At 73.3% G+C, this 21925-nt stretch carries 21 protein-coding genes; 11 read left to right on the forward strand and 10 right to left on the reverse strand.

Features of this window, described 5'->3' with window-relative positions; all coding sequences use genetic code 11:
- Positions 1 to 35: 35 nt before the first annotated feature.
- A complete protein-coding gene (locus tag AMK18_RS07085; RefSeq protein ID WP_079199235.1) occupies positions 36 to 1580 on the forward strand; it encodes an MFS transporter in 1545 nt (514 codons plus the stop codon).
- A gap of 233 nt (positions 1581 to 1813) precedes the next feature.
- Here the strand turns inward: AMK18_RS07085 and AMK18_RS07095 are convergent, their stop codons facing one another.
- On the reverse strand, positions 1814 to 2446 hold the full coding sequence (locus AMK18_RS07095) for a TetR/AcrR family transcriptional regulator (protein WP_073862086.1): 633 nt from the start codon (positions 2444 to 2446) through the stop codon (positions 1814 to 1816).
- Between the two features lie 105 nt (positions 2447 to 2551).
- Here AMK18_RS07095 and AMK18_RS07100 point away from each other — a divergent pair, with 105 nt between their 5' ends.
- The 4 genes from AMK18_RS07100 to AMK18_RS07115 all read left to right on the forward strand — a co-directional run bounded on the left by AMK18_RS07100 (position 2552) and on the right by AMK18_RS07115 (position 6504).
- A complete protein-coding gene (locus tag AMK18_RS07100; protein WP_073862087.1) occupies positions 2552 to 3727 on the forward strand; it encodes an FAD-dependent monooxygenase in 1176 nt (391 codons plus the stop codon).
- Between the two features lie 72 nt (positions 3728 to 3799).
- Complete coding sequence (locus tag AMK18_RS07105) at positions 3800 to 4666, forward strand: GNAT family N-acetyltransferase (protein ID WP_073862088.1); 867 nt, start codon at positions 3800 to 3802, stop codon at positions 4664 to 4666.
- An 86-nt stretch (positions 4667 to 4752) separates the two neighbouring features.
- Complete coding sequence (locus tag AMK18_RS07110; protein WP_198956947.1) at positions 4753 to 5538, forward strand: restriction endonuclease; 786 nt, start codon at positions 4753 to 4755, stop codon at positions 5536 to 5538.
- 147 nt (positions 5539 to 5685) lie between these two features.
- The gene (locus AMK18_RS07115; RefSeq protein ID WP_073862090.1) at positions 5686 to 6504 is read left to right on the forward strand and encodes a class I SAM-dependent methyltransferase; all 819 of its coding nucleotides are present in this window, start codon (positions 5686 to 5688) and stop codon (positions 6502 to 6504) included.
- On the opposite strand, the gene AMK18_RS07120 is transcribed toward AMK18_RS07115, so the two are convergent.
- Positions 6501 to 7208, reverse strand: coding sequence for a response regulator (locus AMK18_RS07120; protein WP_073862091.1), 708 nt, complete (start codon positions 7206 to 7208; stop codon positions 6501 to 6503). The two genes, AMK18_RS07115 and AMK18_RS07120, sit on opposite strands and share 4 nt — an antisense overlap.
- Complete coding sequence (locus AMK18_RS07125; RefSeq protein ID WP_241836473.1) at positions 7205 to 8470, reverse strand: sensor histidine kinase; 1266 nt, start codon at positions 8468 to 8470, stop codon at positions 7205 to 7207. The genes AMK18_RS07120 and AMK18_RS07125 overlap by 4 nt, the downstream gene beginning before the upstream one ends.
- 213 nt (positions 8471 to 8683) lie before the next feature.
- On the opposite strand from AMK18_RS07125, the gene AMK18_RS07130 reads away from it, so the two are divergent.
- From AMK18_RS07130 to AMK18_RS07140, 3 genes are read left to right on the forward strand one after another with little or no spacing between them, the layout of a single operon-like run.
- Positions 8684 to 9394 carry an ABC transporter ATP-binding protein gene (locus AMK18_RS07130; RefSeq protein WP_018104947.1) on the forward strand — a complete coding sequence of 237 codons (711 nt, stop codon included), beginning with the start codon at positions 8684 to 8686 and terminating at the stop codon, positions 9392 to 9394.
- Positions 9391 to 11742: an ABC transporter permease gene (locus AMK18_RS07135; RefSeq protein WP_198956948.1), complete on the forward strand. Its 2352-nt coding sequence runs from the start codon at positions 9391 to 9393 to the stop codon at positions 11740 to 11742. The genes AMK18_RS07130 and AMK18_RS07135 overlap by 4 nt, the downstream gene beginning before the upstream one ends.
- Before the next feature lie 33 nt (positions 11743 to 11775).
- Positions 11776 to 12339, forward strand: a complete 564-nt coding sequence (locus tag AMK18_RS07140) for a YrhB domain-containing protein (RefSeq protein ID WP_073862094.1) — start codon at positions 11776 to 11778, stop codon at positions 12337 to 12339.
- On the opposite strand, the gene AMK18_RS07145 is transcribed toward AMK18_RS07140, so the two are convergent.
- The 3 genes from AMK18_RS07145 to AMK18_RS07155 form a co-directional block, all read right to left on the reverse strand.
- Entirely contained in the window at positions 12333 to 13586 is a 1254-nt protein-coding gene (locus AMK18_RS07145) for a cation:proton antiporter (RefSeq protein WP_073862095.1), read from the reverse strand. The genes AMK18_RS07140 and AMK18_RS07145 overlap by 7 nt on opposite strands.
- 277 nt (positions 13587 to 13863) lie before the next feature.
- Positions 13864 to 14112, reverse strand: a complete 249-nt coding sequence (locus tag AMK18_RS07150) for a DUF5133 domain-containing protein (RefSeq protein WP_018104943.1) — start codon at positions 14110 to 14112, stop codon at positions 13864 to 13866.
- Positions 14113 to 14348: 236 nt separating this feature from the next.
- Positions 14349 to 15230 carry a DUF3626 domain-containing protein gene (locus AMK18_RS07155; protein WP_198956949.1) on the reverse strand — a complete coding sequence of 294 codons (882 nt, stop codon included), beginning with the start codon at positions 15228 to 15230 and terminating at the stop codon, positions 14349 to 14351.
- 116 nt (positions 15231 to 15346) lie between these two features.
- On the opposite strand from AMK18_RS07155, the gene AMK18_RS07160 reads away from it, so the two are divergent.
- From AMK18_RS07160 to AMK18_RS07170, 3 genes are read left to right on the forward strand one after another with little or no spacing between them, the layout of a single operon-like run.
- The gene (locus tag AMK18_RS07160) at positions 15347 to 15895 is read left to right on the forward strand and encodes a hypothetical protein (protein ID WP_234011927.1); all 549 of its coding nucleotides are present in this window, start codon (positions 15347 to 15349) and stop codon (positions 15893 to 15895) included.
- A gap of 37 nt (positions 15896 to 15932) precedes the next feature.
- Positions 15933 to 16304: a hypothetical protein gene (locus AMK18_RS07165; RefSeq protein WP_073862096.1), complete on the forward strand. Its 372-nt coding sequence runs from the start codon at positions 15933 to 15935 to the stop codon at positions 16302 to 16304.
- A gap of 11 nt (positions 16305 to 16315) precedes the next feature.
- Positions 16316 to 16747: a glutaredoxin domain-containing protein gene (locus AMK18_RS07170; RefSeq protein WP_198956950.1), complete on the forward strand. Its 432-nt coding sequence runs from the start codon at positions 16316 to 16318 to the stop codon at positions 16745 to 16747.
- Here the strand turns inward: AMK18_RS07170 and AMK18_RS07175 are convergent.
- The 4 genes from AMK18_RS07175 to AMK18_RS07190 form a co-directional block, all read right to left on the reverse strand.
- On the reverse strand, positions 16744 to 17631 hold the full coding sequence (locus AMK18_RS07175) for an NAD-dependent protein deacetylase (RefSeq protein WP_073862098.1): 888 nt from the start codon (positions 17629 to 17631) through the stop codon (positions 16744 to 16746). The two genes, AMK18_RS07170 and AMK18_RS07175, sit on opposite strands and share 4 nt — an antisense overlap.
- Before the next feature lie 39 nt (positions 17632 to 17670).
- Positions 17671 to 20271, reverse strand: a complete 2601-nt coding sequence (gene rph / locus AMK18_RS07180) for a rifamycin-inactivating phosphotransferase (RefSeq protein ID WP_073862099.1) — start codon at positions 20269 to 20271, stop codon at positions 17671 to 17673.
- Positions 20272 to 20467: 196 nt separating this feature from the next.
- Complete coding sequence (locus AMK18_RS07185) at positions 20468 to 21460, reverse strand: adenylate/guanylate cyclase domain-containing protein (protein WP_073862100.1); 993 nt, start codon at positions 21458 to 21460, stop codon at positions 20468 to 20470.
- Positions 21457 to 21906 carry a universal stress protein gene (locus tag AMK18_RS07190; protein ID WP_073862101.1) on the reverse strand — a complete coding sequence of 150 codons (450 nt, stop codon included), beginning with the start codon at positions 21904 to 21906 and terminating at the stop codon, positions 21457 to 21459. The genes AMK18_RS07185 and AMK18_RS07190 overlap by 4 nt, the downstream gene beginning before the upstream one ends.
- Between the last annotated feature and the right edge of the window lie 19 nt (positions 21907 to 21925).

Consider the following 21925-nt stretch of genomic DNA (forward strand, 5'->3'; position numbering starts at 1 on the left):
CAGGACGCACCCGCCCGGACGAGGAGGTAGCTGCCGTGACGACCCCCGCCGCATCGGAGGGACCTGGAGACAGGGCGCATCGCCCACGTGGGGGAGGGGACGGAGGGCGCGACCGGCGCGACGAGGCGGCGGCGCCCGGCGACTCCGGACTCGGCACCGTCACCACCGCCGTACCGGCCAGACTCGACCGGCTGCCGTGGTCGCGCTGGCACTGGATGATCGTCATCGGCCTCGGCACCGTATGGATTCTCGACGGCCTCGAAGTCACGACGGTCGGCAACATCGCGAGCCGGCTCTCCGAGGACGGGTCGGGTCTCGACATCACGTCCGCCCAGGTCACCGGACTCGCCGCGGCCCTCTATGTGGCGGGTGCCTGTACGGGTGCGCTGTTCTTCGGCTGGCTCACCGACCGCTACGGCCGCAAGAAGCTGTTCATGGTGACGCTCGCGGTCTATCTCGCCGCCACCGCCATGACCGCGCTGTCCTTCAGCGCCTGGTGGTTCTTCCTCTTCCGCTTCCTCACCGGCTTCGGCATCGGCGGCGAGTACGCGGCGATCAACTCGGCCATCGACGAGCTCATCCCCTCGAAGTACCGGGGCCGGGTCGACCTCATCATCAACGGCAGCTACTGGCTGGGCGCGGTCGGCGGTGCGCTGCTGTCCATCGTCATGCTGGACACGAGCATCTTCCCCAAGGACCTCGGCTGGCGCCTCACCTTCGCGCTCGGCGTCGTCCTGGGCCTGGTGATCCTCCTCGTACGCCGGCACGTCCCGGAGAGTCCGCGATGGCAGTTCATCCACGGGCACGGCGAGGAGGCCGACGAACTGGTCGACTCCGTCGAGCGGGAGGTGGAGGCGGAGAAGCACGAGAAGCTGCCGCCGCCGGCCGGAGAGATCACGATCCACCAGCGCAAGAGCATCGGCTTCGGGCTCATTGCCAAGACCGTCTTCCAGAGCTACCCGAAGCGCGCGGTGCTCGGCCTCTCCCTCTTCATCGGGCAGGCCTTCCTCTACAACGCGATCACCTTCGGGTTCGGCGCGATCCTCACCACGTTCTACGACGTGGAGAGCGGGCACACCGGCTACTACTTTGCGGTGATCGCGGCGGGCAACTTCATCGGCCCGCTCGTCCTGGGCAAGCTGTTCGACACCATCGGCCGGCGCATCATGATCGCCGGTACGTACATCCTGCCGGGCATCCTGCTCTTCATCACGGCCTGGCTGTTCGACCGGGGCTCGCTGACCGCCAACACCCTCACCGCGTGCTGGTGCGTGGTGCTGTTCTTCGCGTCGGCCGGCGCCAGCAGCGCGTATCTCACGGTCTCCGAGGTCTTCCCCATGGAGACCCGCGCGATGGCCATCGCCTTCTTCTACGCGATCGGCACCGCGGCCGGCGGGATCAGCGGCCCCCTGATCTTCGCCGACCTCACCGAGTCGGGCGTCCCCGGCGACACCGCCCTCGCGTTCTCGATCGGCGCGGGTCTGATGTGCGCGGCGGGCCTGGTCGCCGCCTTCCTCGCGGTCGACGCGGAGCAGCGCTCCCTGGAGGACATCGCCAAGCCCCTGTCCCAGACCTCGTAACGCCCTGGGGCGTGTCCGCAAAGTCCCGTCTGGCCCGCGACGCCTGGCACGCACTCTCGCCGCACCGGCCGAAATCCCAAGTACGTCCAGTACGAGGGATGTCGGCCGGCACGCCGAGAAGTGGGGTCTCCCCTGTTCGAGCGAAGCCGAGAACTTGGGGATGCACCAGACGCCGCGGGCCACGCCCTCCGGGCGTACGACGGGACTTTGCGGACACGCCCCAGCGGCATCCCTCAGGCCGGACCCGGCGTCGCGGACGCGGGTCCGGCCAGTCCGTGCAGCAGCAGCCGGGTCAGCGTGTCGATGATCTCCTCGTCGGAGACCTCCGGCCGCCCGGGCCCCGCCGTCGTCACCGCGAACGCGAGCTGCGAGACCATCGCGCCCATGGCGGCGGCCACCACGGCCGGATCGCCCGGAAGGCGGTGCCCCCGGTCGCGCAGCCAGGCCAGGTGCTCGCGGAAGATGCCCGTGTCCCCGGCCAGGCTCGCCCAGGCACGCCCCGCGCTCGGCGGCCCCGCGAAGGTGGTCTGCATCATCGCCACGATCACCGGGAGATGGTCGCGGATGACCCGCCAGGTGACCGCCAGGTGCGCACGCAGCTGCGCCGGGTCGGTCAGGTCGTGGTCGGCCGGGTGCTTCTGCGCGCCCATCTCCGCGTGCAACTGCGCGTTCAGATCGCCCACCAACGCCTTGAGCAGGTCTTCCTTGTCCGCGAAGTGCGCGTAGAAGGAGCCGGTGGCGCGCCCGGCCTCACGCGTGATGTCGGTGATCTTCGTATCGAGGTAGCCCCGCTCGGCGAACAGCCGGCGCGCCGCCTCCTTCAGCGCCGCCCCGGTCTCGGCGGCCTTCTCCTTGCGAACGCCCATCGGACGGTGGCTCCTTGTCGCGCTTGACGTGCCGTCGGGTGCCCATCATAGTGAACCCGAGTTCGATGAATTGAGATTCAGTGAATATGAATTCAGGGGGCTGATGTGAACGTCATCGTCGTCGGCGGGGGAGTGGCCGGAATGGCGAGCGCCATCGCGTTACGGCGGCTCGGCGCGGAGGTCACGGTCTACGAGGCGTACGCCGAACCGGCGGGCCGGGTCGGCTCGTTCCTCAGCCTCGCGTCCAACGGGCTACGGGTGCTGCGCGCCCTCGGCGTCCTGGAACAGGTGCGGCGCGCGGGCTTCGACGTGCCGCGCCAGCGCATGTGGGCCGGGTCCGGCAAGCTGCTCGGGGACGTACCGAGGGGGCGGCTCGGCGGCGACGGCCTGCACGGCGTCACGCTGATGCGCGGTGCCCTGGTCGAGACGCTGCGCACCGAGGCCCTGACCGCCGGGGCACACCTCGTCACCGGTGAACGCCTGGTGGACGCCGCCGCGACGGGCACCGGTGTACGCGCGGTGTTCGCGAGCGGCCGCACGGCCGAGGCGTCCCTGCTCGTCGGCGCGGACGGCATCCACTCGGTGACCCGCACCCTGCTCGACCCGGACGCGCCCGTCCCCGCGTACGCCGGTCTGTACAGCATCTCCGGCGTTTCCGAAGGCGTGCCCGTCGAACCCGGCGTCTTCCACATGACGTTCGCACGCAACGGCGCCTTCCTCCACCTCGCGGCCCCGGACGGCAGGGTCTGGTGGTCGGCCCAGGTCGCGAGCCCCGGGGAGCCGGATCTCGACCGCGGTGACGAGGCATGGCTCACCCACCTCGCCGGTCTCCACCGGCACGAGCGGGTGCCGTCCGCCGTCCTCGCCGCCACCGTGACACTGCACCGCCCCACTCCGACGTACACCCTGGACCCGGTGACGGCCCGTCACAACGACCGCATGGTGCTGATCGGCGACGCCGACCACCCCGTGGGTGCCGGTCAGGGCGCGTCGATGGCGCTGGAGGACGCCCTTGTGCTCGCGCGCTCGCTCGGCACGGAGACCTCCGTACCGGCGGCCCTCGCGGCGTACGACGCGGCGCGCTCGGACCGGATCGCGCGGATGGCCCGGGCGGCGGCGGGCAACCGCGACTCCAAGACGGCGGGCCCACTGGGACGTTGGGTGCGGGACCTGATGATGCCGGTCGGGATCCGCTTCTTCTACGAGAAGGCCATGGCCTGGCTCTACACGTACGACTGCGGCGAACTCCCCGCCGCACCGGCGGGCGTGCTGCGGGACTGACGTACGGAACACAGCCCCGGCGCCCCGGAAAGCGGATGCGGTCCGGCCGGGCGGTGGTGTGGGATCGGGGGCATGACGATCGCACTCGGCACACCGGACACCGAGGGACTGGGCGCGGCGGCGGACGCGCTGCGGGAGTGGCAGGCCGAGGGTGCCCCGATGCAGCTGCACCCGGGCGACCTCGGCTGGTACGGGCGGACCGGCCCACGGACCACCGCGGAAGCGGTCAGGACGTGGAGGCGGGCCGGGCGGATCCTCGCCGTCGGGCTGCTCGACGGACCCGGCCTGATCCGGCTGACGACCGCGCCGGACGCCCGCCGGGACGAGGAGCTCGCGCGACGGGTGGCCGACGACATCGCCCTCCCGGCACACGGGGTGCTGCCGCAGGGCCGGGCGGCCGTCGAGGCACCGCAGGACGCGCTGGTCCGGGAGGTGCTGGGGGAGCGGGGCTGGGGCACCGACGAGCCGTGGACGCCGCTGCGCCGCGACCTGACCGGGCCGGTGCCCGCACCGGACCTGGCCATCGAGGTCGCCGGTCCCGGCCTGGCCCACCAGGTGGCGGCCGTCCACCGCTCGGCGTTCCAGGGCTCGCGGTTCACGGACGCCGGGTGGCGCGCGATGGCCGCGGGGCCGCTGTTCACCGACGCCCGCTGCCTGCTCGGGCGCGACGAGCGGGGCGACGCGGTGGCGACGGTGACGGTGTGGTCCGCCGGGCCGGGGCGGCCGGGGCTCCTCGAACCGATGGGCGTGCACCGGGACCACCGCCGCCGGGGCCACGGCAGGGCGATCACCCTGGCCGCGGCCGCCGCGCTCCGGGAACTCGGCGCGTCGAGCGCCCTCGTGTGCACCCCGAGCTCCAACACCGGGGGCGTGGCCGCGTACCTGTCGGCGGGCTTCGAGCGGCGCCCCGAGATCCACGACCGGTTCCGGCCGGCCTGAGGCCGGGCGCCGCTCGCTGATCATGGACGGCGCTGTTCGGGGCACATGGCGGGCGATGACATTCGCGACCCGCTAAGGAGACGCCGGTGCCGATACGCAGAACGAGAGGCGTCACACCCCGCCCCGGCGCCACGGACGCCGTGCGGAGCCCCTTGCTCATCCTCGCCCTCGCCGCGGCCCTGATCGGTGCGGCGATCCTGCTGTTCCTCCGCTTCGCGCACTGGGCCGGTGCCCATCCGGTCACCGCCGTGCTGCTGGCGCTCCTCGCCCTGCCCGTGCTCTACGTCCTGTTCCGGGCCATGCCCCGCGCCCGTGAGCTGCGCCGGGCGGCCCGCGCGGGCATGATCCCGCCGCCCGGGGAGGAGCCCGTCCCCGAACCGGTCCCCGCCGCGCAGGTCCCGCATGCCGCCACCGAAGCCCGCGACGGGCTCACCGTCGTACTGCCGCCGCCCGTCCCGGAGTACACCACCCCCGACTTCGCCGCCCTCGACCCGGACGGCTTCGAGGAGGCGGTGGCCGCGCTGTGCGAGCGGGACGGCTGCCGGGAGGTCGAAGTGGTCGGCGGAGCGGGTGACTTGGGCGCCGACGTCCTCGCGACCGCTCCCGACGGCCGCCGCGTCGTCGTGCAGTGCAAGCAGTACGGCCCCGAGCACAAGGTCGGCTCCCAGGACCTCCAGCGCTTCGGCGGCACCTGCTGGACGGTCCATGGCGCACAACTCGCAGCCGTGGTGACGACCAGTGAGTTCACCGCACCCGCCCTGGAGTACGCGGAGGCGTGCGGCATCCGCTGCGTGGACGGCACCGCGCTCGCGGCCTGGGCGGAGGGTTCGGGGGCGGCCCCCTGGGGCCCGGCGATGCTGGACACGGCCTGAGAGGCCGCCGTAGGCGGAAGGTGCGTGAGTCGGCCCCAGAAGTGAGGAGTCGTCAATTGCCCTTTACCAGTGCTTAGTTGTCTGGGGTGGCGGGCTGATCTTTGATCACGGGGACAAGGCCCTCCGTGACCCCGGGAGTACACAGCCATGCACAGTGGAGTCGAGGCGACCGCCTACCTCGTCAACGAGTCCCGGGCCCGGAGGCCCGACCTCTCCCAGGACCCGTTCGCGGGGGCCTGGATACCCGACCAGGAGCGGCCCGCCGTGCGCGGGCTGTGGAACAAGTACGCCGAGGTGACCTACGAACACGACGACCTGGTCGTCTCCCTGCGCGGCAGATACATCGCCGACACCCTGGCCGCCCAGCTGCGCAAGGACCCCGACACCGTCCTCGTGAGCTGTGGCGCCGGATTCTCCTCGTATCCTTGGCTCCTCCCCTTCGCGGCGGCGCTGGAGGCCGACCTTCCCGGCATGGCCGAGGCCAAGCGGGAGCGTGCGGCGGAGCTGACGGCTGCGGGCGTGCTGCCGGAGCGCGATGTGCGGCATCTGCCGGTCGACCTCAACGACGCGGCGGCACGCGCGGAGCTCTCCTCGCTGGTACGTGAGTGGGCCGACGGGCGGCCCGTGGCCTATGTGGCCGAGGGGGTGGTCTTCTATCTGCCCGCGCGCACCGCGTGTGCGGTGACCACCCTCGGTGCGACGTTCGGCACGTGCGCCGTCAGCGCGGTCAGCTACTGGCCCGCGGCGTCCGCGGGCAGCCAGGTGCTGGCCGATCAGCGCGACTGGTTCCGCAGCCGGTCGGTCCCCGAGGAGGCGTCCTTCCTGACCCACGACGAGCTGGTCACGCTGTTCGGCACGGAGATCGAGGACCGAGGTCCCGAGGACCTGCAACGTCGCTACCTCGACCGCGTGATCGTGTCCGAAGCCGGGCTGATCCCGGAGTACGTGGCCGTCGCCTGGACCTAAGCCGGATCTCCGTCCTGGCCCTCGTTCCGGTCCCCGTCCTGTTCGCCCACGCTGATCAGCCCCGTCTCGTACGCGACGATGACCGCCTGCACCCGGTCGCGCAGGCCCAGCTTGGCGAGGATGCGGGCGACGTGCGTCTTCACGGTCGTCTCGGCCAGATGGAGGCGCGCCGCGAGTTCCGCGTTGCTCAGGCCCCGGGCGAGCAGGCCCAGGACCTCCAGTTCGCGCGGGGTGAGCGCGGCGAGGTCGCGGTGCAAGGCGGCCGTGTCGCCGCCGCGCCGGGTGAACCGCTCAACGAGGCGGCGGGTGATGGCGGGGGCCAGGAGGGCGTCACCGGTACGCACGGTGCGCACCGCCGCCGTCAGCTGCTCGGGCGTCACGTCCTTGAGCAGGAAGCCGCTGGCCCCGGCCGACAGGGCCGCGTACACATAGCGGTCCAGGTCGAAGGTGGTCAGGATGATGACGCGGGGCTGGCCGGCGGCCCCGGTGAGGATGCGCCGGGTGGCCTCCAGGCCGTCCATCTCGGGCATCCGGACATCCATCAGCACCACGTCCGGCCGGGTGCGGCGCACCGCGTCGACCGCCTCCGCCCCGTTCACGGCCTCGCCGACGACCTCGATGCCGTCCGCGCCGAGGATCAGCCGGAAGCCGGTGCGTACCAGGGTCTGGTCGTCGGCGATGAGTACACGCGGCGGCTCGGTCACGGCGTCTCCAGGGGGATCAGGGCCTCCACACGGTAACCGCCGCCCGGCAGCGGCCCGGTGCTCAGGGTGCCGTCGTGCACGGCCAGACGTTCACGCAGTCCGATCAGGCCCCGGCCGCTCCCGGCCCCCTCGCCCGGGCGCCCGCCGGTGTCGGTGACCTCCACCCGCAGCCTGCGGGGCCCGTATGCCACGGACACGGCCGCCGACGCGCCGGACGCGTGCTTCACCGTGTTTGTTAGGGCCTCCTGGACGACCCGGTACGCGGCGAGTTCGATCCCGGGCGGCAGCGGACGGGCCCGCCCCGTCACCGTCAGGCCGACCGGCAGGCCCGCGTCCCGGACCCGCCCCACCAGCACCTCCAGCTGGTCGAGTCCCGGCTGCGGCGGAGGGACCACCGCACCGGAATCCGCCTCCCCGTCCTCGGCGGTCGCCGTCAGCAGGCCCACCACATGGCGGAGTTCGGTCATCGCCGCCCGGCCGCCCGCCTCCACGGCGAGCAGCGCCTCACCGGCCAGCTCGGGCGAGGACTTCATGATCGTGCGGGCGGCACCGGCCTGGATGATCATCACGCTGACGTTGTGCGTGACGACGTCGTGCAACTCGCGGGCGATCCTGGCCCGTTCCTGCTCCACGGCGCGGCGCAGCGTCTCCTCCTGCTCGCGCTCCAGGACGGACAGCCGCGCCCGCCCCTCGTCGGACCGCAGCTTCCAGGTCCGCAGACCCACGGCGGCCACGGCCATCGGAATCAGGATCAGCAGCGCGATGTACTCGTTGGGGACGATCGGCGTCACCGAGTTCCCGGAGGTCCCGACCAGCACCACCGACACCGGCAGCGCCACGAGCGCCGCCACCCGGTGCGGGCTGTACACGGCCGCGCTGTACACCGCGATCACGAACGCGTAGAAGGTCAGGCGCATCACGCTCTGCGGGGTCGCCAGCGTCGCGGCCGTCACCACGCACAGCACGGCCAGCGGGAAGCGGCGGCGCAGCACCAGGGCGCCCGAGGCCACGGCCGCGAGCGTCACCATGAAGGCCATCCCACCGGTCCCGGACGGGCGCTCCAGGGCATAGGCCGTGCCGCCGACGACCCGCACCACCACGTTGTTCGCGTTGTCCACGCCGTAGTACACGGTGGCGACGCCCAGGACCAGCGCCACCAGCACGTCGAACCGCCGGGCACGCGCGGTGGGCCGGGGCGGTGGGCCCCCCGCCCGGACCGCGACCTCCCACAACCGGCCCAGCTTCGTACGTACATCCGTCACCGCTTCATTGTCCCGGCGGCCCGGACCCCGGGGAGTCCGCCCCCGTACCCATTCCGGCGACGGCGCGTACACCGCCCGCCTACATCGCAAGGACGACGGGCACGCCGCTCATCCCGGCGCCGGACGGCGAAGGGGCCGGGCGGCGGACGCGCGCGGAGCCGGTCCGCTCCTAGCGTTCACGCCACCTGACCGCACATCACCCAGGAGCCCGCCATGAGCACCACCCCGCTGATCGAGCTGCGTGAGGTGAGCCGCCGCTACGACGACGGACCGCCCGCCCTGCACGAGGCGTCGCTGACCGTGCTGCCGGGGGAGGCCGTCGCGATCCTCGGCCCCTCCGGCAGCGGCAAGTCGACGCTCCTCAACCTCCTCGCCGGTCTCGACCGCCCCGACGCCGGGTCGGTCACCGTCGACGGTGTGCGCGTCGATCAGCTGGGCGAGGCCGCGTCGGCGCTGTACCGACGTGCCCGGATCGGCATGGTCTTCCAGTTCTTCAACCTGCTGGACGACCTGACCGTCACCGACAACGTCGCCCTGCCCGCCCGCCTCGCGGGCCTGTCCCGGGGCGAGGCGGCCCGCCGGGCGGACGGACTCCTCCAACGGCTCGGCATCGACCGGCACGCCCGCTCCTACCCCGGCCGTCTCTCCGGCGGCCAGCGCCAGCGCGTCGCCGTGGCCCGGGCCCTGATGAACCGCCCGGCGCTGCTCCTGGCCGACGAGCCGACCGGAGCCCTGGACACCGCCGCCGGACAGGACGTCAGCCGGCTGCTCACCGAGCTCAACGCCGAGGGCCAGACCGTCGTCCTCGTCACCCACGACCTGGCGCTCGCCCGTGCCTGCACCCACCGCACCATCCGCATCGCCGACGGCCGGATCACCCACGACCTCCCGTCGCAGGCCGTCGCCCCGGAGGCCGTCCGATGAGCGGCCTCGGCCGAGTGGTGCGCTCCGGAGTGGCGCGTCGCCGCGTGCAGACGCTGGTCATCGGACTCGCCGCGATGATGGCCGTGGCCGCGTCCGTACTCGCCGGATCGCTGCTCGTGGTCTCCGGCGCCCCCTTCGACGACGCGTTCGCCCGGCAGCACGGCGCCCACCTGTCCGTGCGGTTCGACGCGGAGGAGGTGGACGCCGCGCGGCTGGCGGAGACCGCGCACACCGAAGGCGTACGCGCGGCGGTGGGCCCCTTCCGCACGGCGACGGTCACCCCGCGCGCCGACGCGTACGGCCCCGGCTGGCCCCTCACCGTGACGGGCCGGGCGGACCCGGGCAGCGGTGTGGACCGGGTGGCCCTGACCGAAGGCCGCTGGGCTGCGCGCCCCGGCGAGATCGTCCTCTCCGCCGGCTCCTCCCTCTTCCCCGTCCTGGGCAAGGAGATCCGCTTCACCGGACTGACCGGCGATCCCGCCCTGACCGTCGTCGGTGTCGCCCGCTCGGTCACCGGCACCTCCGACGCCTGGGTGGTCCCCGCCCAGATGACGGCCCTGACCCCGCAAGGCGCCGGTGGCTTCCAGATGCTCTACCGCTTCACCGAGGCGGACACCGCCGCGCGGATCTCCGCAGGCGCCAGGAGCGTGAAGGCGTCCCTGCCCGCCGGGGCCGCCACCGGCGAGCAGTCCTGGCTGACCGTCAGGAGGAACGCCGAGCAGGACACCGCCCTGTACGTCCCCTTCCTCTTCGCGTTCGGCGCCCTGGGCCTGGTCATGTCGGTCCTCACCGTCGGCAACGTCGTCGCCTCCGCCGTCGGTACGGGGACACGCCGCATCGGCATCCTCAAGGCCGTCGGCTTCACCCCCGCCCAGGTCGTCCGGGCGTACGTGGGCCAGGCGCTGATCCCCGCGACCGCCGGGACCGTCCTCGGCATCGTCGCGGGACACCTGCTCGCCGTCCCCGTGATGGCCGAGACCGAAGAGGCGTACGGCGCCTCGTCCCTGGCCGTCGCGCCCTGGGTCGACGCTGCGGTGGTTGCCGGGGCGCTGGGCCTCGTGTCGGCGACCGCGTGGGCCGCCGCCTGGCGGGCGGGACGGCTGCGCACCGTCGACGCGCTCGCCGTGGGCCGCACCGCGTCGGGCGCGCGCGGGCGGAGGGCGGCCCGCATCGCCGGACGCCTGCCGCTGCCGCAGCCCGTCGCGCTCGGCCTGGTCCGGCCGTTCGCCCGGCCCGCCCGCGCGCTGGCCATGGGCACCGCGGTCCTGTTCGGCACCGTCGCCGTCACGTTCACCGTGGGGATGGCCGCCTCGCTCGGCGAGGTGATGAAGGCCAAGGCGCACGACGCCGCCGACGTCGTCGTGCCCGCGCCGCTGCCGGACTTCGGGCCCCCGGGCGCCGAACGCCCCGCGCAGCGCACCGAGGCGGACCCGGCGGCCGTCGCGGCGGCCGTCAAGGCGGCCCGGGGCACCGGGAAGTACTACAGCGCCTCCACGGTCCGCGCCACGGTGGACGGGCTCCCCGGCACCACCGACGTCGTCGCCTTCACCGGCGACGCCTCCTGGGGCGGCTACACCATGGTCGCCGGCCGCTGGATCGCCCGGCCCGGCGAGGCCGCCGTCCCGTCCCCGTTCCTCACCGCCACCGGCACCCGCATCGGCGACACCCTCACCCTGGGCGGCCTGGGTGCGCCCGTCACCCTACGGATCGTCGGCGAGGTCCTGGACCCGCGCAACGACGGCATGCAGGTCTTCACCGATGCCGCGACGCTCAGGGCGGCCCACCCGGACCTGACGGAGACCAGCCACCACATCGCGGTCGCCCGGGGCACCGACGTCCACACCTACGTCGACGCGCTCAACAAGGCCCTGGAGCCGCTGGGCGCCACGGCCAGGGCGGGCGGGCTCGGCGCGGGCGGCGACATGGTCGCCACGCTCAACGCCCTCTCCGCGATCCTCACCCTGATGCTCGTCGCCGTCGCCGGGCTCGGCGTGCTCAACGGGGTGCTGCTGGACACCCGCGAGCGCGTCCGGGAGATCGGCATCCACAAGGCCCTCGGCATGACGCCCCGCCAGACCGTCGCCATGGTCCTCACCTCAGTCGCCGTCACGGGCCTTGCGGCGGGCGCTCTCGGCGTACCGCTCGGCGTGGCCCTGCACCACCGCGTTCTCCCCGCGATGGGCGGGAGCGTGGGACTGCGCCTCCCCGAATCCGTCCTCGCGGTCTACCCCTCGGCCGGGCTGCTCCCGCTCGTCCTCGGCGGCCTCGTGATCGCCACCCTGGGCGCCCTGCTGCCCGCGGGCTGGGCCGCCAGGGCCCGTACGGCGGTGGCTCTGCGGACGGAGTAGACGGCACGCCCGGCCGTACGGGAGCCTCCGGGGGTGATCGAGCGGGAAGAGGCGGTGCGCCTCGTCGAGGAGCAGTTGGAGCGCGAGCACCGCGAGTGGCTGGCCAAGGGCGTGGAACAGCCGGCCGTGGCCGTGGCGGACGTCGAGGAACACGAGCTGGTGTGGATCGTGCACTGGCAGTCCGTGGAATACCTGCGGACCGAATCCTTCAGGGACATGCTGCTGGGCAACGGGCCGTATCTGGTCGACCGCGTCGACGGGGGCCTGCACCGGATCGGCGTCGTCTCGGCGGTGTCCGGCGCGTGGCAGGACGACTATCGCGGCCGGATCCGTGGCCTGCCCGTACGGACGGCGGTGGACGACCTCCACGACGTCGTACGGGCGGCCGCCGCCGAGCACGGACGGCTGCACGCGATGCGGATGCTGCGCCGGAAGCTGCCGGGCATGTCGCCCTCGGCAGCCGCGAATTACGCGCGCACCCTGCTGGACGGCGAGCCGCCCGCGCACTTCGTGGCCGCCGCGACGGCGGAGCTGGTGGAACCCATCAACCCGGTCGAGATGGTGGAGACCGTCCGCCCGGGCCGCGCGCCTCAGTAGGCGCGCTCCCGCTGCCGGTCCAGGCGCCGGATCACCGGGGTCGCCGTGGCGCCGTGCAGGAGCACGGAGACGAGAACCGTGAACGCCGTGACCGCCCACAGCTCGTCGGCGTACCGCGTGAACGGGCCTTCGCCGAGCGCGTACGCCAGGTAGAAGAGCGAGCCGATGCCCCGGATGCCGAACAGGGCCGTGACCGCCCGCTCGCGCGGCCCGGCCGGGAAGCCCAGCTGGGCGGCGGCGCCGGCGGCCGGGCGGATCACCAGGATCAGGGCGAGACCGAGGAGCGCCCCTTGCCACGGGAGGTCCGCCAGCCCGTCGGCGACCAGATAGCCGCCCAGCAGGAACAGCAGCACGGCGGTCAGCAGACGCTCGATCTGTTCGCTGAACCCGTGCAACACCTGGTGGTAGCCGTGGCTGCGCTCGGCGGCCCGTATCGTGCACGCCGCGACGAACACCGCGAGGAACCCGTATCCATGGAGCAATTCGGTCAGTCCGTACGCGGTGAACGTGGCGCCGAGCGCGGTGAAGCCCTCCATCTGCTGCGAGAGGCGCAGGTGCCGGGAGCGGAAGAACAGCCGGCCCAGCAGTCGTCCCACGGCCACCCCGGCGGCCAGTCCGACCGCCGCCCGCACCAGCACATCGGCCAGCAGCCAGTGGCCGATCCACCCCGCCGACCAGCCGCCGCCCGCCGTCGCCGCCAGCGCCACGGAGGCCAGCACGAACGGCATCGCGAGCCCGTCGTTGAGACCGGCCTCCGAGGTCAGCGTGAACCGCACCTCCTCCTCGTCCTCCGCGTCGTCCCCGCTCGTCGGCTCCCCGACCCGCACCTCCGCCGCCAGCACCGGATCGGTCGGCGCCAGCGCACCGGCCAGCAGCAGGGCCACCGACGGAGGCCAGCCCATGAGCCACACGCCGAGCAGCGCCACACCGCCGACGGTGAGCGGCAGGGCGAGCCCCAGGAAGCGCCAGGCCCCCGCCCAGCTACGCCATCCGAAGGGCCGGTCGATGGCGAGACCGGCCCCCATCAGCGAGACGATCACGCAGACTTCCGTCACATGCTCGACCCACACCCGGTCCCGCACGGGGTCCACGACGGGCACGCCGAGCGGCAGCAGGGCGATCGCCGCACCCGCCACCAGGAACACCATGGGCATGGAGAACGGACGCCTGCGGACCAGCGGGGGGAGGACGGCGGCCATCAGGATGCCGATCCCCGCAGCCGCGTATATGCCGTGCACCAACGTCATCCGGTACCGCGTCCTCCATCGGGTCGGCCGCGGCAGACCACGCTGGCCTCGTATGCGGCGGGAGGAACCCCGGGTACCCGGCGGCCCGGCTCCCATACCCCGGAAGCATGGGCGGAGGCACCGGGGCAACGTGAGGGACATGACGCGGACCACACCCCTCCGGTGTGGCCGCAACTCCCGGGGGCCTGACGCTCCAGACGGCGCCGGCCGTCACACCGGCCGCCGGCGCCCCGGATCTCCGGGACGCCGGCGGCCGGCCACTCGCGCGGGGCGCGCCTCAGACGGGAACGGCGTCCGAGTGGTCGGGCCGGTCGGCCTCCGCCGCGAGGGCACCGCCGCTCAGCAGGGCGTCAGCCGTGCTCAGGGCCTCGCGCACGTCACTGACGCCCGTCATGACGCACAGGGTGTACGCGGTGTCCTCCCGCTGCCGGATGGTGTCCGGGGTGGAACGGCGCTCGTCCTCGATCACCGCGTCGGCGTATCGGGACAGTGCGGCACGCAGGTCTGCGGGCGTGGGAAGCAGCACAGCCAATCTCTCCTCAACTGAACTGACCCTCCCGAGCCGATGGATGGCCGGGGCAGGGGTGTCGATCACGACGATCATCGGATTCCCCGTCATACGCAGACCATTCCCACCGTTTTCGGCCGAAGAAGAATTCCCGCGCCACCATTGACAGCGGCGCTACGGGGCACACGTTCCCCATGGCCGGGGCGGCCGCCCTGCGGATGTGGACACCCAGCCCCGCACGGCAGGCCCCCCGGTCATCCGTCCTTTCCCGCCCGCACCGGCTCGCACGGCGATCCGGTGCCCGCCGCGCTCCGGTCCTCGTGCGCGAAGCCGAAGCGTGCCAGGCAGTGCCACACCTTCTTGACCGCCTGCGGCTCGAAACGCCCCGTGCGCGCCGCGTCCCCGACGACACGGGGGTCGAGCACACCGTCCACGGCGATGGCCGCGCCCAGGTCCACGTACTCCTGCCCCCGGTAACCGGGATGGCGGCGCAACTCGTCCACCGTCAGGCGGAACCCGGGGTGCCACTCCACCGCACAGCCCAGCAGCCCGGCGGCCGCCTCCACGTCGGTGCCCCGGTAGCAGGGGTCCAGGACCAGCGCCTCCACATGGGCGTCCGGGCGGACCGGCCCGTGCACCTGCGCCTCGATGTAGTCGTCCAGCACGTCCTGCTCATCGGCGCGCGCGAGGGCGATCAGGCCCATGCGCGCGGCGACCCCGAAGTCCGTGGGCTCGAAGAAGCTGTCCGGGTAGCAGAAGGTCGTACGCTCCAACGCCCCGGCGCCCAGCCGGAAATGCGCCGAGCCGAACCTCGGCGCTCCGCCGACCGCGTACCGGCGGAAGTTCAACGCCCCGTAGACCGGCCGCTCCCCGGCCGGGGCGCTGTCATAGGCGCCGCCGAAGATCCTGCTCTCCCAGCGCCACCGGTCGCCGCCCGGACGGGCCGTGAGACCGCCGTTGCTCGTGCCGGTCACGAACTGCGAGGAGTAGACGCCGGTTTCGGCCATCGCCTCCAGCAGGGGCCTGCCGTCCAGCAGACGGTCCGGGTGGAAGTTGAGGGTCACACGCAGAGCCGGGTCCGCCGCCGGGCCCGAGGACAGCGCCGCGACATGGGCGAGAGCACGCAGGGAGTTCATCGGCACAGTGTTCCCGCAGGCGGCCGGTCGCCGCACGGCATTACTCACCGCTCGGCGGGCGGCGCGGTGCCGATATGGTTTCTCCGGCGCGCAACACGACCGACCGGGGGGCCTTCGTGAGTCTGACCGCACAGATACTGCCGCTCGCCGGCGTCGCCCTGGGGGCCGTCACCTCGTTCCTGGTGACCAGCGCCCACGAGCGTACGAGATGGCGCAGGCAGCAGGCCGTGCGGTGGGACGAACGCCGCCTCACCGCCTACGCCGATTACGCGCACGCGGTCAAGGAACTGGCCGCCCGCTACCAGATGCTCGCCGCCGGTCGCGGACTCACGACCGGCCCCATCCCCGTGGAGGCGACGCCCGAGGTCCTGTCCGAGGTCGGACGGCTGGAATCGCTGCGCTCCGCGCTCTCCGAAACGCTCGGCCTGCTCGGCGACACGGAGGCGAACACCGCGTCCAAGTCCGTGGACCACTGCCTGTGGCGCCTTGAGGCCCTGGCCCGGGGCGTCGAGACCTCGGCCGAGCAGGACTGGGACCAGGCGTACCGGCAGTTCCGGCAGGCACGCGACCGCTACGTCGACCGCGCCCGGGCCAGCCTCGGCGTGCCGGGGGCCGCCGCCCGTGCCGTGCCCTGGCCGGACGACTGGCGGCCCACCGCCGGCTGAGCGGCGCGGGGGCGCGGTGCGCTACCTTCCTGGGGTTATGGACGACGAGGCCGAGGCACCCTCCAGCGGTGCATCCTTCACCGGGGCACCCTTCATCGACCCGGAGTCGGACTACCCGTGCTGCTGGTTCTGCCCCGCGCTGCGGCTGCCGCGCTCCGGCTTCCTCGTCGCGGACCGGCCCAGCCGGGACTGGCCGTTCGACGCGGCGGACGGCTTCCGGTACACCGTGGACACCCGGACCCCGGTCTGCGTCCACCCCGGCCGCGTAGGCGTGGCGGCGGAGCTCACCGCACGGACCTACGTGGACCCTCCGCTGCCGGACGCAGAGCGGGACGATCCGGACGGGCGTCCGCGCCGGTGGTGGCAGCTGCGGCGGCCCGGCGTCCGGGCCGTACCGGCGCGTCGGTAGCCTGGGGCGCCATGACGCGTGCCTGGCTCCTGCCGATCCTCTTCCTCGCCTCCGGAGCGCTCATCGCCGCCGGACTGATCGCCCGGGGGAGCACCGGCCAAGGCGTCGTCCTCCTGGTGGGCTTCGCGCTGCTCGCGGGCCTGAACTCGCCCCTGGTCTTCCCGAGGTCGGTCAGCGCGGCGGAGGCCCGGCGCCGCAGCGCGGCCGACGGCCGTCCCATCGTCTTCTGGCGGCCGGGCTGCACGTACTGCCTGCGGCTGCGCTTCCGGCTGCGGCGGCAGGCCCGCAGGCTGCACTGGGTCGACATCTGGCGCGACCCGGAGGCCGCCGCCACGGTGCGGGCGGTCAACGACGGCAATGAGACCGTGCCCACCGTCTTCGTGGCGGGACAGCCCCACACCAACCCGGACCCGGCGTGGGTACGGGAACAGCTGAGCGCCTAATCCTCTACGCGTATCCCCAGCCGGTCCGCCACCGTCCCCAGGGCCGCCCCCAGCGGCAGCCCGATCCGCGCGACGGCCTGAGCATCGCCCCGGGTCGGCTCCCGGTTGACGATGAGCACCGGCTTCCCGGCCTGCGCCGCCTGCCGGACGAACCGGAGCCCGGACATCACCGTCAGCGAGGACCCCAGAACGAGCAGCGAGGACGCCGTACGGACCAGCTCGCGGCAGTGCTCGACCCGCGCCGGGGGCACCGACTCGCCGAAGAACACCACGTCCGGCTTGAGGATGCCGCCGCAGACCTCGCACGGCACCACCCGGAAGTCCCCGACCTGCTCGTCCGTGAGATCGGCGTCGCCGTCCGGATTGACCCCGGCCGCCACCGGCTGGAACCCGGGGTTCGCCTCCTCGAGCCGCCGCGCGACCTCGCCCCGTGCGACGAACGTGCCGCAGTTCAGACAGACGACCCGGTCCAGGCCCCCGTGCAGCTCCACCACGTCCTCGCTGCCGGCGGCCTGATGCAGCCCGTCGACGTTCTGGGTGATCACCCCGGACAGCGCACCGCCGCGCCCGAACGCGGCCACCGCCCGGTGACCGGCGTTCGGAAGGGCCCGCCGGAACGTCTTCCAGCCGAGGTGGCTGCGCGCCCAGTACCGCTGCCGGGGCCGGGGGCCCGACGTGAAGTCCTGGTATGTCATCGGCGTGTGTCGGCTCAGGCTGCCGCCCTCGCCCCGGTAGTCGGGGATGCCGGACTCCGTCGAGATACCCGCCCCGCTCAGCACCAGCACACCACCCCGGCCGAGCGCTTCGACCACGGGGTCCAGGTCGGTGGTGGCCGGGGGCAGCCCAGCGGTGGGGGTCCAGCTCAGAGTGGGGCGCATGCGCATGCGTCCAGGGTACGGAACCGGCCACCCACCGCCCCGCCGTCAGGACAACAGCTCGATGTACCCGTCGGTGCCGTGGACGCGGATGCGCTGCCCGTCCCGGATGCGCCGCGTGGCGTGCTCGACGCCCACGACGGCCGGAAGACCGTACTCCCGGGCGATCACCGCGCCGTGCGTCATCAGCCCGCCCACCTCGGTCACGAGGCCCGCGATCCCGACGAACAGCGGTGACCAGCTGGGGTCCGTGAAGGTGGTGACCAGGATGTCGCCCGCCTCCAGGTCCGCCTCGGCCACATCCAGGATCATCCGGGCCCTTCCCTCGACGGTCCCGGCGGAGACCGGCAGCCCGTTCAGCGCGCCCTCCGGCACGTCGTCGCGCCGGTACGCCCCGTTCACCGCCTCGCCGTCCGAGGTGAGCACCCGGGGCGGGGTGAGCGCGCTGTACGCCCGGAACTCCTCCTTGCGGCGCCGGATCAGCTCCCGGTCCACCACGCCGGAGCGGACGGCGTCACCGAACTCCTCCAGGGTGAGGTGGAAGGCGTCCTCCCGGTCGGCCATCACCCCGGCGTCGATCAGGCGGTCGGCCTCCCGCACGAGAGCCTGCTTGTAAACGAAGTAGCGCTGGATGATCCCGTACTTCGGGTACTCGCGGTAGCCGATGAAGGTGCGGACCCGGTCGATCATCGCCTTGGTCTCGTCGGCCTTCCGGTCCCCGTCCGGAAGTGCCCGCAGCCGTGCGAGCACATCCCGCTCCTTCGCCAGGGCCTTCTGCCGCCCCTCCTCGAAGCGCCGCGCGGCCGCGCCCGGCCCGAAGAGCCGTACGTTGTCCAGGATCACCGGCACGAGCGCGGTGGGACGCTCGCTCCAGCGCGGCCGGGTGATGTCGATCTCGCCGACGCACCGCATGCCGTACCGGTCGAGGTACGCCTCGATGGCCTCGCGCGCCTCCGCGCCGCCCGCGACCTTCCCCAGGCCGTCCAGGAAGCCGTCGTCGTCCCCGACGCCCCGCAGATAGGCCACCGCCTCCGGGTGCGGGCGGATCGCGTCGGCGACGTCGAGGAGCGCGAGGCCCATCTCCGAGGTGACGTTGTCGGGGGCGGAGAGGGTGAGCGTGTCGGCCGCGTTCTTCTCGCCGAGCCAGTCGAGGAGCTTTTCGTTGAGCCACCAGGTGGACTCCATGCCCGCCATGATCGCCTGGATGCTCACGGGGTCGCCGAGCACCCGCTTGTGCTCCTCGAAGGCCGTCGGCAGGAAGTCGAACAGGGCCGACCCCGAGTGCGCCCGGATGTCGCGCGCCAGGGCGGCGACGGACGCCTCGCTGCGGGCGATCAGCCCGGCGACGACGGCCCGGTCGGTCGCGATCGGCTCGGGCGCGCCACCGGTCGGCGGCGCGGCGGGCGCCGGGTCCGGGAGCGTCGGGACGAAGCCGGGGTGGGCGAGGACGGTCTCCAGGGCGTCCCTGACCAGGGGGTCGCCCTTGCCCATCAGGTCCAGGAGCCCGGCCCGGGCGGAGGGCGGGCCGAGGCGCCGGGTGACGTCCACGAACAGCCGCCCGCCGGCCTCCAGCATCGGAGCCATGGCGGTCAGCCGCCACATCGAGAGCCCCAGGGGCTTCATCGCGTCGGTCATCATCTGCTGGTGCCCGACGGAGACGTACACGTGGTTCTCGCCGTCGTCCACCTCCGGGACGGGGAACAGCGTCGTGACCGGCCGGCTCTGGACGATCCGGAAACCGTCGTCGGACAGACACCACTCGATGTCCTGCGGGCGGCCGAAGTGGGCCTCGATCCGCCGCCCGAGCCGTACGAGCCCGAGGACCTGCTCGTCCGTCAGCGCCGGTTCCTCCCGCCGCCGCGCGTCGACCGCCACCTCCCGGGTGCCCCCGCCTTCCAGGGGCTCGACCGCACGTTCCTTGGCGGCGATCGACCTGGTGGTGATCTCGCCGTCGCGCACGGTGAAGACGTCCGGGTTCACCAGACCGGAGACCAGGGCCTCGCCCAGCCCGAAGCCGGCGTCCACCGTGGCGTCCTTACGGTTGCCCGTTACCGGGTCGGCCGTGAAGAGGATGCCCGACGCCCGCGGGAACACCATCCGCTGCACGACGACGGCCATGTGCACGGTGCGGTGGTCGATGCCGCCCCGCCGCCGGTACGTCACGGCCCGCTCGGTGAACAGCGAAGCCCAGCACCGGCCGATGTGCCGGAGCACCGCCGCCGGACCCACGACGTTCAGATACGAGTCCTGCTGGCCCGCGAAGGAGGCCGTCGGCAGATCCTCCGCCGTGGCGCTGGACCGTACGGCGTACGCGGCGTCCTCGCCGTGCCGGGCGAGTGCGCCGGTCACCTCCGCCACCAGGTCGTCCGGCAGGGCCAGGCTCTCGACGGTCCGCCGGAGCTCCGCGCTCAGGGTGCGCACGGCGTCCCGGTCGTCCGCATCCACGCCCGCCAGTCGGCCGAGCTGTTCGGCGACCGCCGGTTCCGAGGCCACGACGCGCCGGAAGGCGTCCGTCGTGACGCAGAACCCGCCCGGCACCCGGACGCCCTCGATCCGCGACAGCGTGGCCAGGTGTGCGCCCTTGCCACCGACGGCCGCGACCGGCGCCCCGTCGGCCTCGTTCAGATCCCACACGTACCGCTCGCGCACGCAGCGTCCTCATTTCCGCAGGTCGGGGTGGTCAGGCCGATGATTCTGCGGCACCCCCCGGCCCTTGCCGCAAGCCCCCCGGTGCGCTATAAGTTGGGTACGGCAGGGAGAGGGTTCTCCCTGCTTCTTGTTTTTGTACGCCGTGCCGGCCGCTCCACCCGCCACCGGCACGCGCCCCCGGCCACCTCGTGCCGGGTCAGGAGCCGGACCTCCCCCTCCGCAGCAGCACCGGTCGCAGCCTGCTGTAGCCGCGCACCGACACCGGACGCAGCGGCCTCAGCGTGTACGCCGCCATCCCCGCCAGCTCCCCGGCGAGCGCGGTGTTGACCAGAACGGACGCGGGGCGGGCCACCGCCGTGAGCCGGGCCGCGACGTTGACCGCCGCCCCGTAGACGTCACCGAAGCGGCCGATCACGGGGCCGTGGGCGAGCCCGGTCCGCACCTGCGGCAGCTTCGGGTCGGCCTGGGCCCGGGCCGACAGTTCGAGGCCGATCCCGGCGGCGTCGGCCGCGGACTCGCAGACGAAGAGCACCTCGTCGCCGATGGTCTTCACCACCTGGCCCCGGCCCTCGGCCACCACATCGCCGGTCACGGTCTCGAACCGGTCGAGCACACCCACCAGTTCGGCGCCGTCCAGGCCACGGGTCATCCGGGTGTAGCCCACCATGTCGGTGAACCCGACCGCGCGCTCCCGGACATGCGCGCCGTCCCCGGCCACGGAGCCGTCCTCCCGCTCCTCGGTCAGCAAGTGCCCGGCGTGCGCGACGAGATGGCGGCGCCAGACGTACCGCTGAAGGCGCTCGATCTCCGGCAGCAGTGCCGCCATGTGTGCCAGGAGGGCTTCCCGGCCGGGCGCGGTGTCCCCGGCCAGTCCCATCCAGTCCCGCAGGGTGTCCACCTGCCAGTCGGCGAGCCGGGAGAGATGGTGGCCGAGGGCCCGGGCCATCAGCGCCTCGCTGTGCTCGGTGATCAGCCCGGCCGCGATGAGGCGTTCCCCCGCGCGCAGGGCCTCCACGTCGGCGTCGGTGAACACCCTGGCGTCGTCGTCCACCGCCGGGAACCCGAGCGCCCGCCACACCCGTACGGCACGCTCGAACTCCACCCCGGCGCGCGCGGCCACGTCCCGCCGCGTCCAGACCCGGCCCCCGCCGAGCAGCACCTCCTCGACGGACTCCGGCTCCCCGCTCACGTGGTGTGCACGATCAGGACGTCGAGGCCGGCCTTCCTGGCGACGTCGGCCGGTACGGAGCCGAGGAGCCGCCCGGCCAGCGACCGCAGCCCCCGGTTGCCGACCACCAGGAGGTCGGCCGAGCACTTCCGGGCCGTCCGCACGAGTGAGGGAACCGGCTCCCCCTCCACGGCGACCGTGCGCACCTGTGACGCGCCCTGGAGGCGCGCGCGGTCTCTCGCGGTTCTCAGGGTCTCCTCGGCGGGCGCCGAGCCCACCACCTGGTACGCCTCGGCGCCCAACTGGTCCTGTGCCGCGGCGAGTTCCGGGCCGCGCATGGGGGCGTACGCGCAGGTGATGACGAGCTCGGCGCCGCACACGGCGGCGAGGCGCGCGGCGGCCTCGACGGCCGCGTACGACGATTCCGATCCGTCGGTGCCGACCAGGAGGGTCTGATAGGCGGTCAACTCAATCTCCTTACTCTGA

The sequence above is a fragment of the Streptomyces sp. CB01249 genome (genome assembly GCF_001905735.1).
Lineage (GTDB): Bacteria > Actinomycetota > Actinomycetes > Streptomycetales > Streptomycetaceae > Streptomyces.

Bases quoted from the DNA above. Each gene is read 5' to 3' on its own strand.
- AMK18_RS07165 (WP_073862096.1), top strand. From the start codon at position 15,933: ATGGACGACGAGGCCGAGGCACCCTCCAGCGGTGCATCCTTCACCGGG.
- AMK18_RS07135 (WP_198956948.1), top strand. From the start codon at position 9,391: ATGAGCGGCCTCGGCCGAGTGGTGCGCTCCGGAGTGGCGCGTCGCCGC.
- AMK18_RS07105 (WP_073862088.1), top strand. From the start codon at position 3,800: ATGACGATCGCACTCGGCACACCGGACACCGAGGGACTGGGCGCGGCG.
- AMK18_RS07175 (WP_073862098.1), bottom strand. From the start codon at position 17,631: ATGCGCATGCGCCCCACTCTGAGCTGGACCCCCACCGCTGGGCTGCCC.
- AMK18_RS07130 (WP_018104947.1), top strand. From the start codon at position 8,684: ATGAGCACCACCCCGCTGATCGAGCTGCGTGAGGTGAGCCGCCGCTAC.
- AMK18_RS07115 (WP_073862090.1), top strand. From the start codon at position 5,686: ATGCACAGTGGAGTCGAGGCGACCGCCTACCTCGTCAACGAGTCCCGG.
- AMK18_RS07155 (WP_198956949.1), bottom strand. From the start codon at position 15,230: ATGAACTCCCTGCGTGCTCTCGCCCATGTCGCGGCGCTGTCCTCGGGC.
- AMK18_RS07095 (WP_073862086.1), bottom strand. From the start codon at position 2,446: ATGGGCGTTCGCAAGGAGAAGGCCGCCGAGACCGGGGCGGCGCTGAAG.
- AMK18_RS07145 (WP_073862095.1), bottom strand. From the start codon at position 13,586: ATGACGTTGGTGCACGGCATATACGCGGCTGCGGGGATCGGCATCCTG.
- AMK18_RS07170 (WP_198956950.1), top strand. From the start codon at position 16,316: ATGACGCGTGCCTGGCTCCTGCCGATCCTCTTCCTCGCCTCCGGAGCG.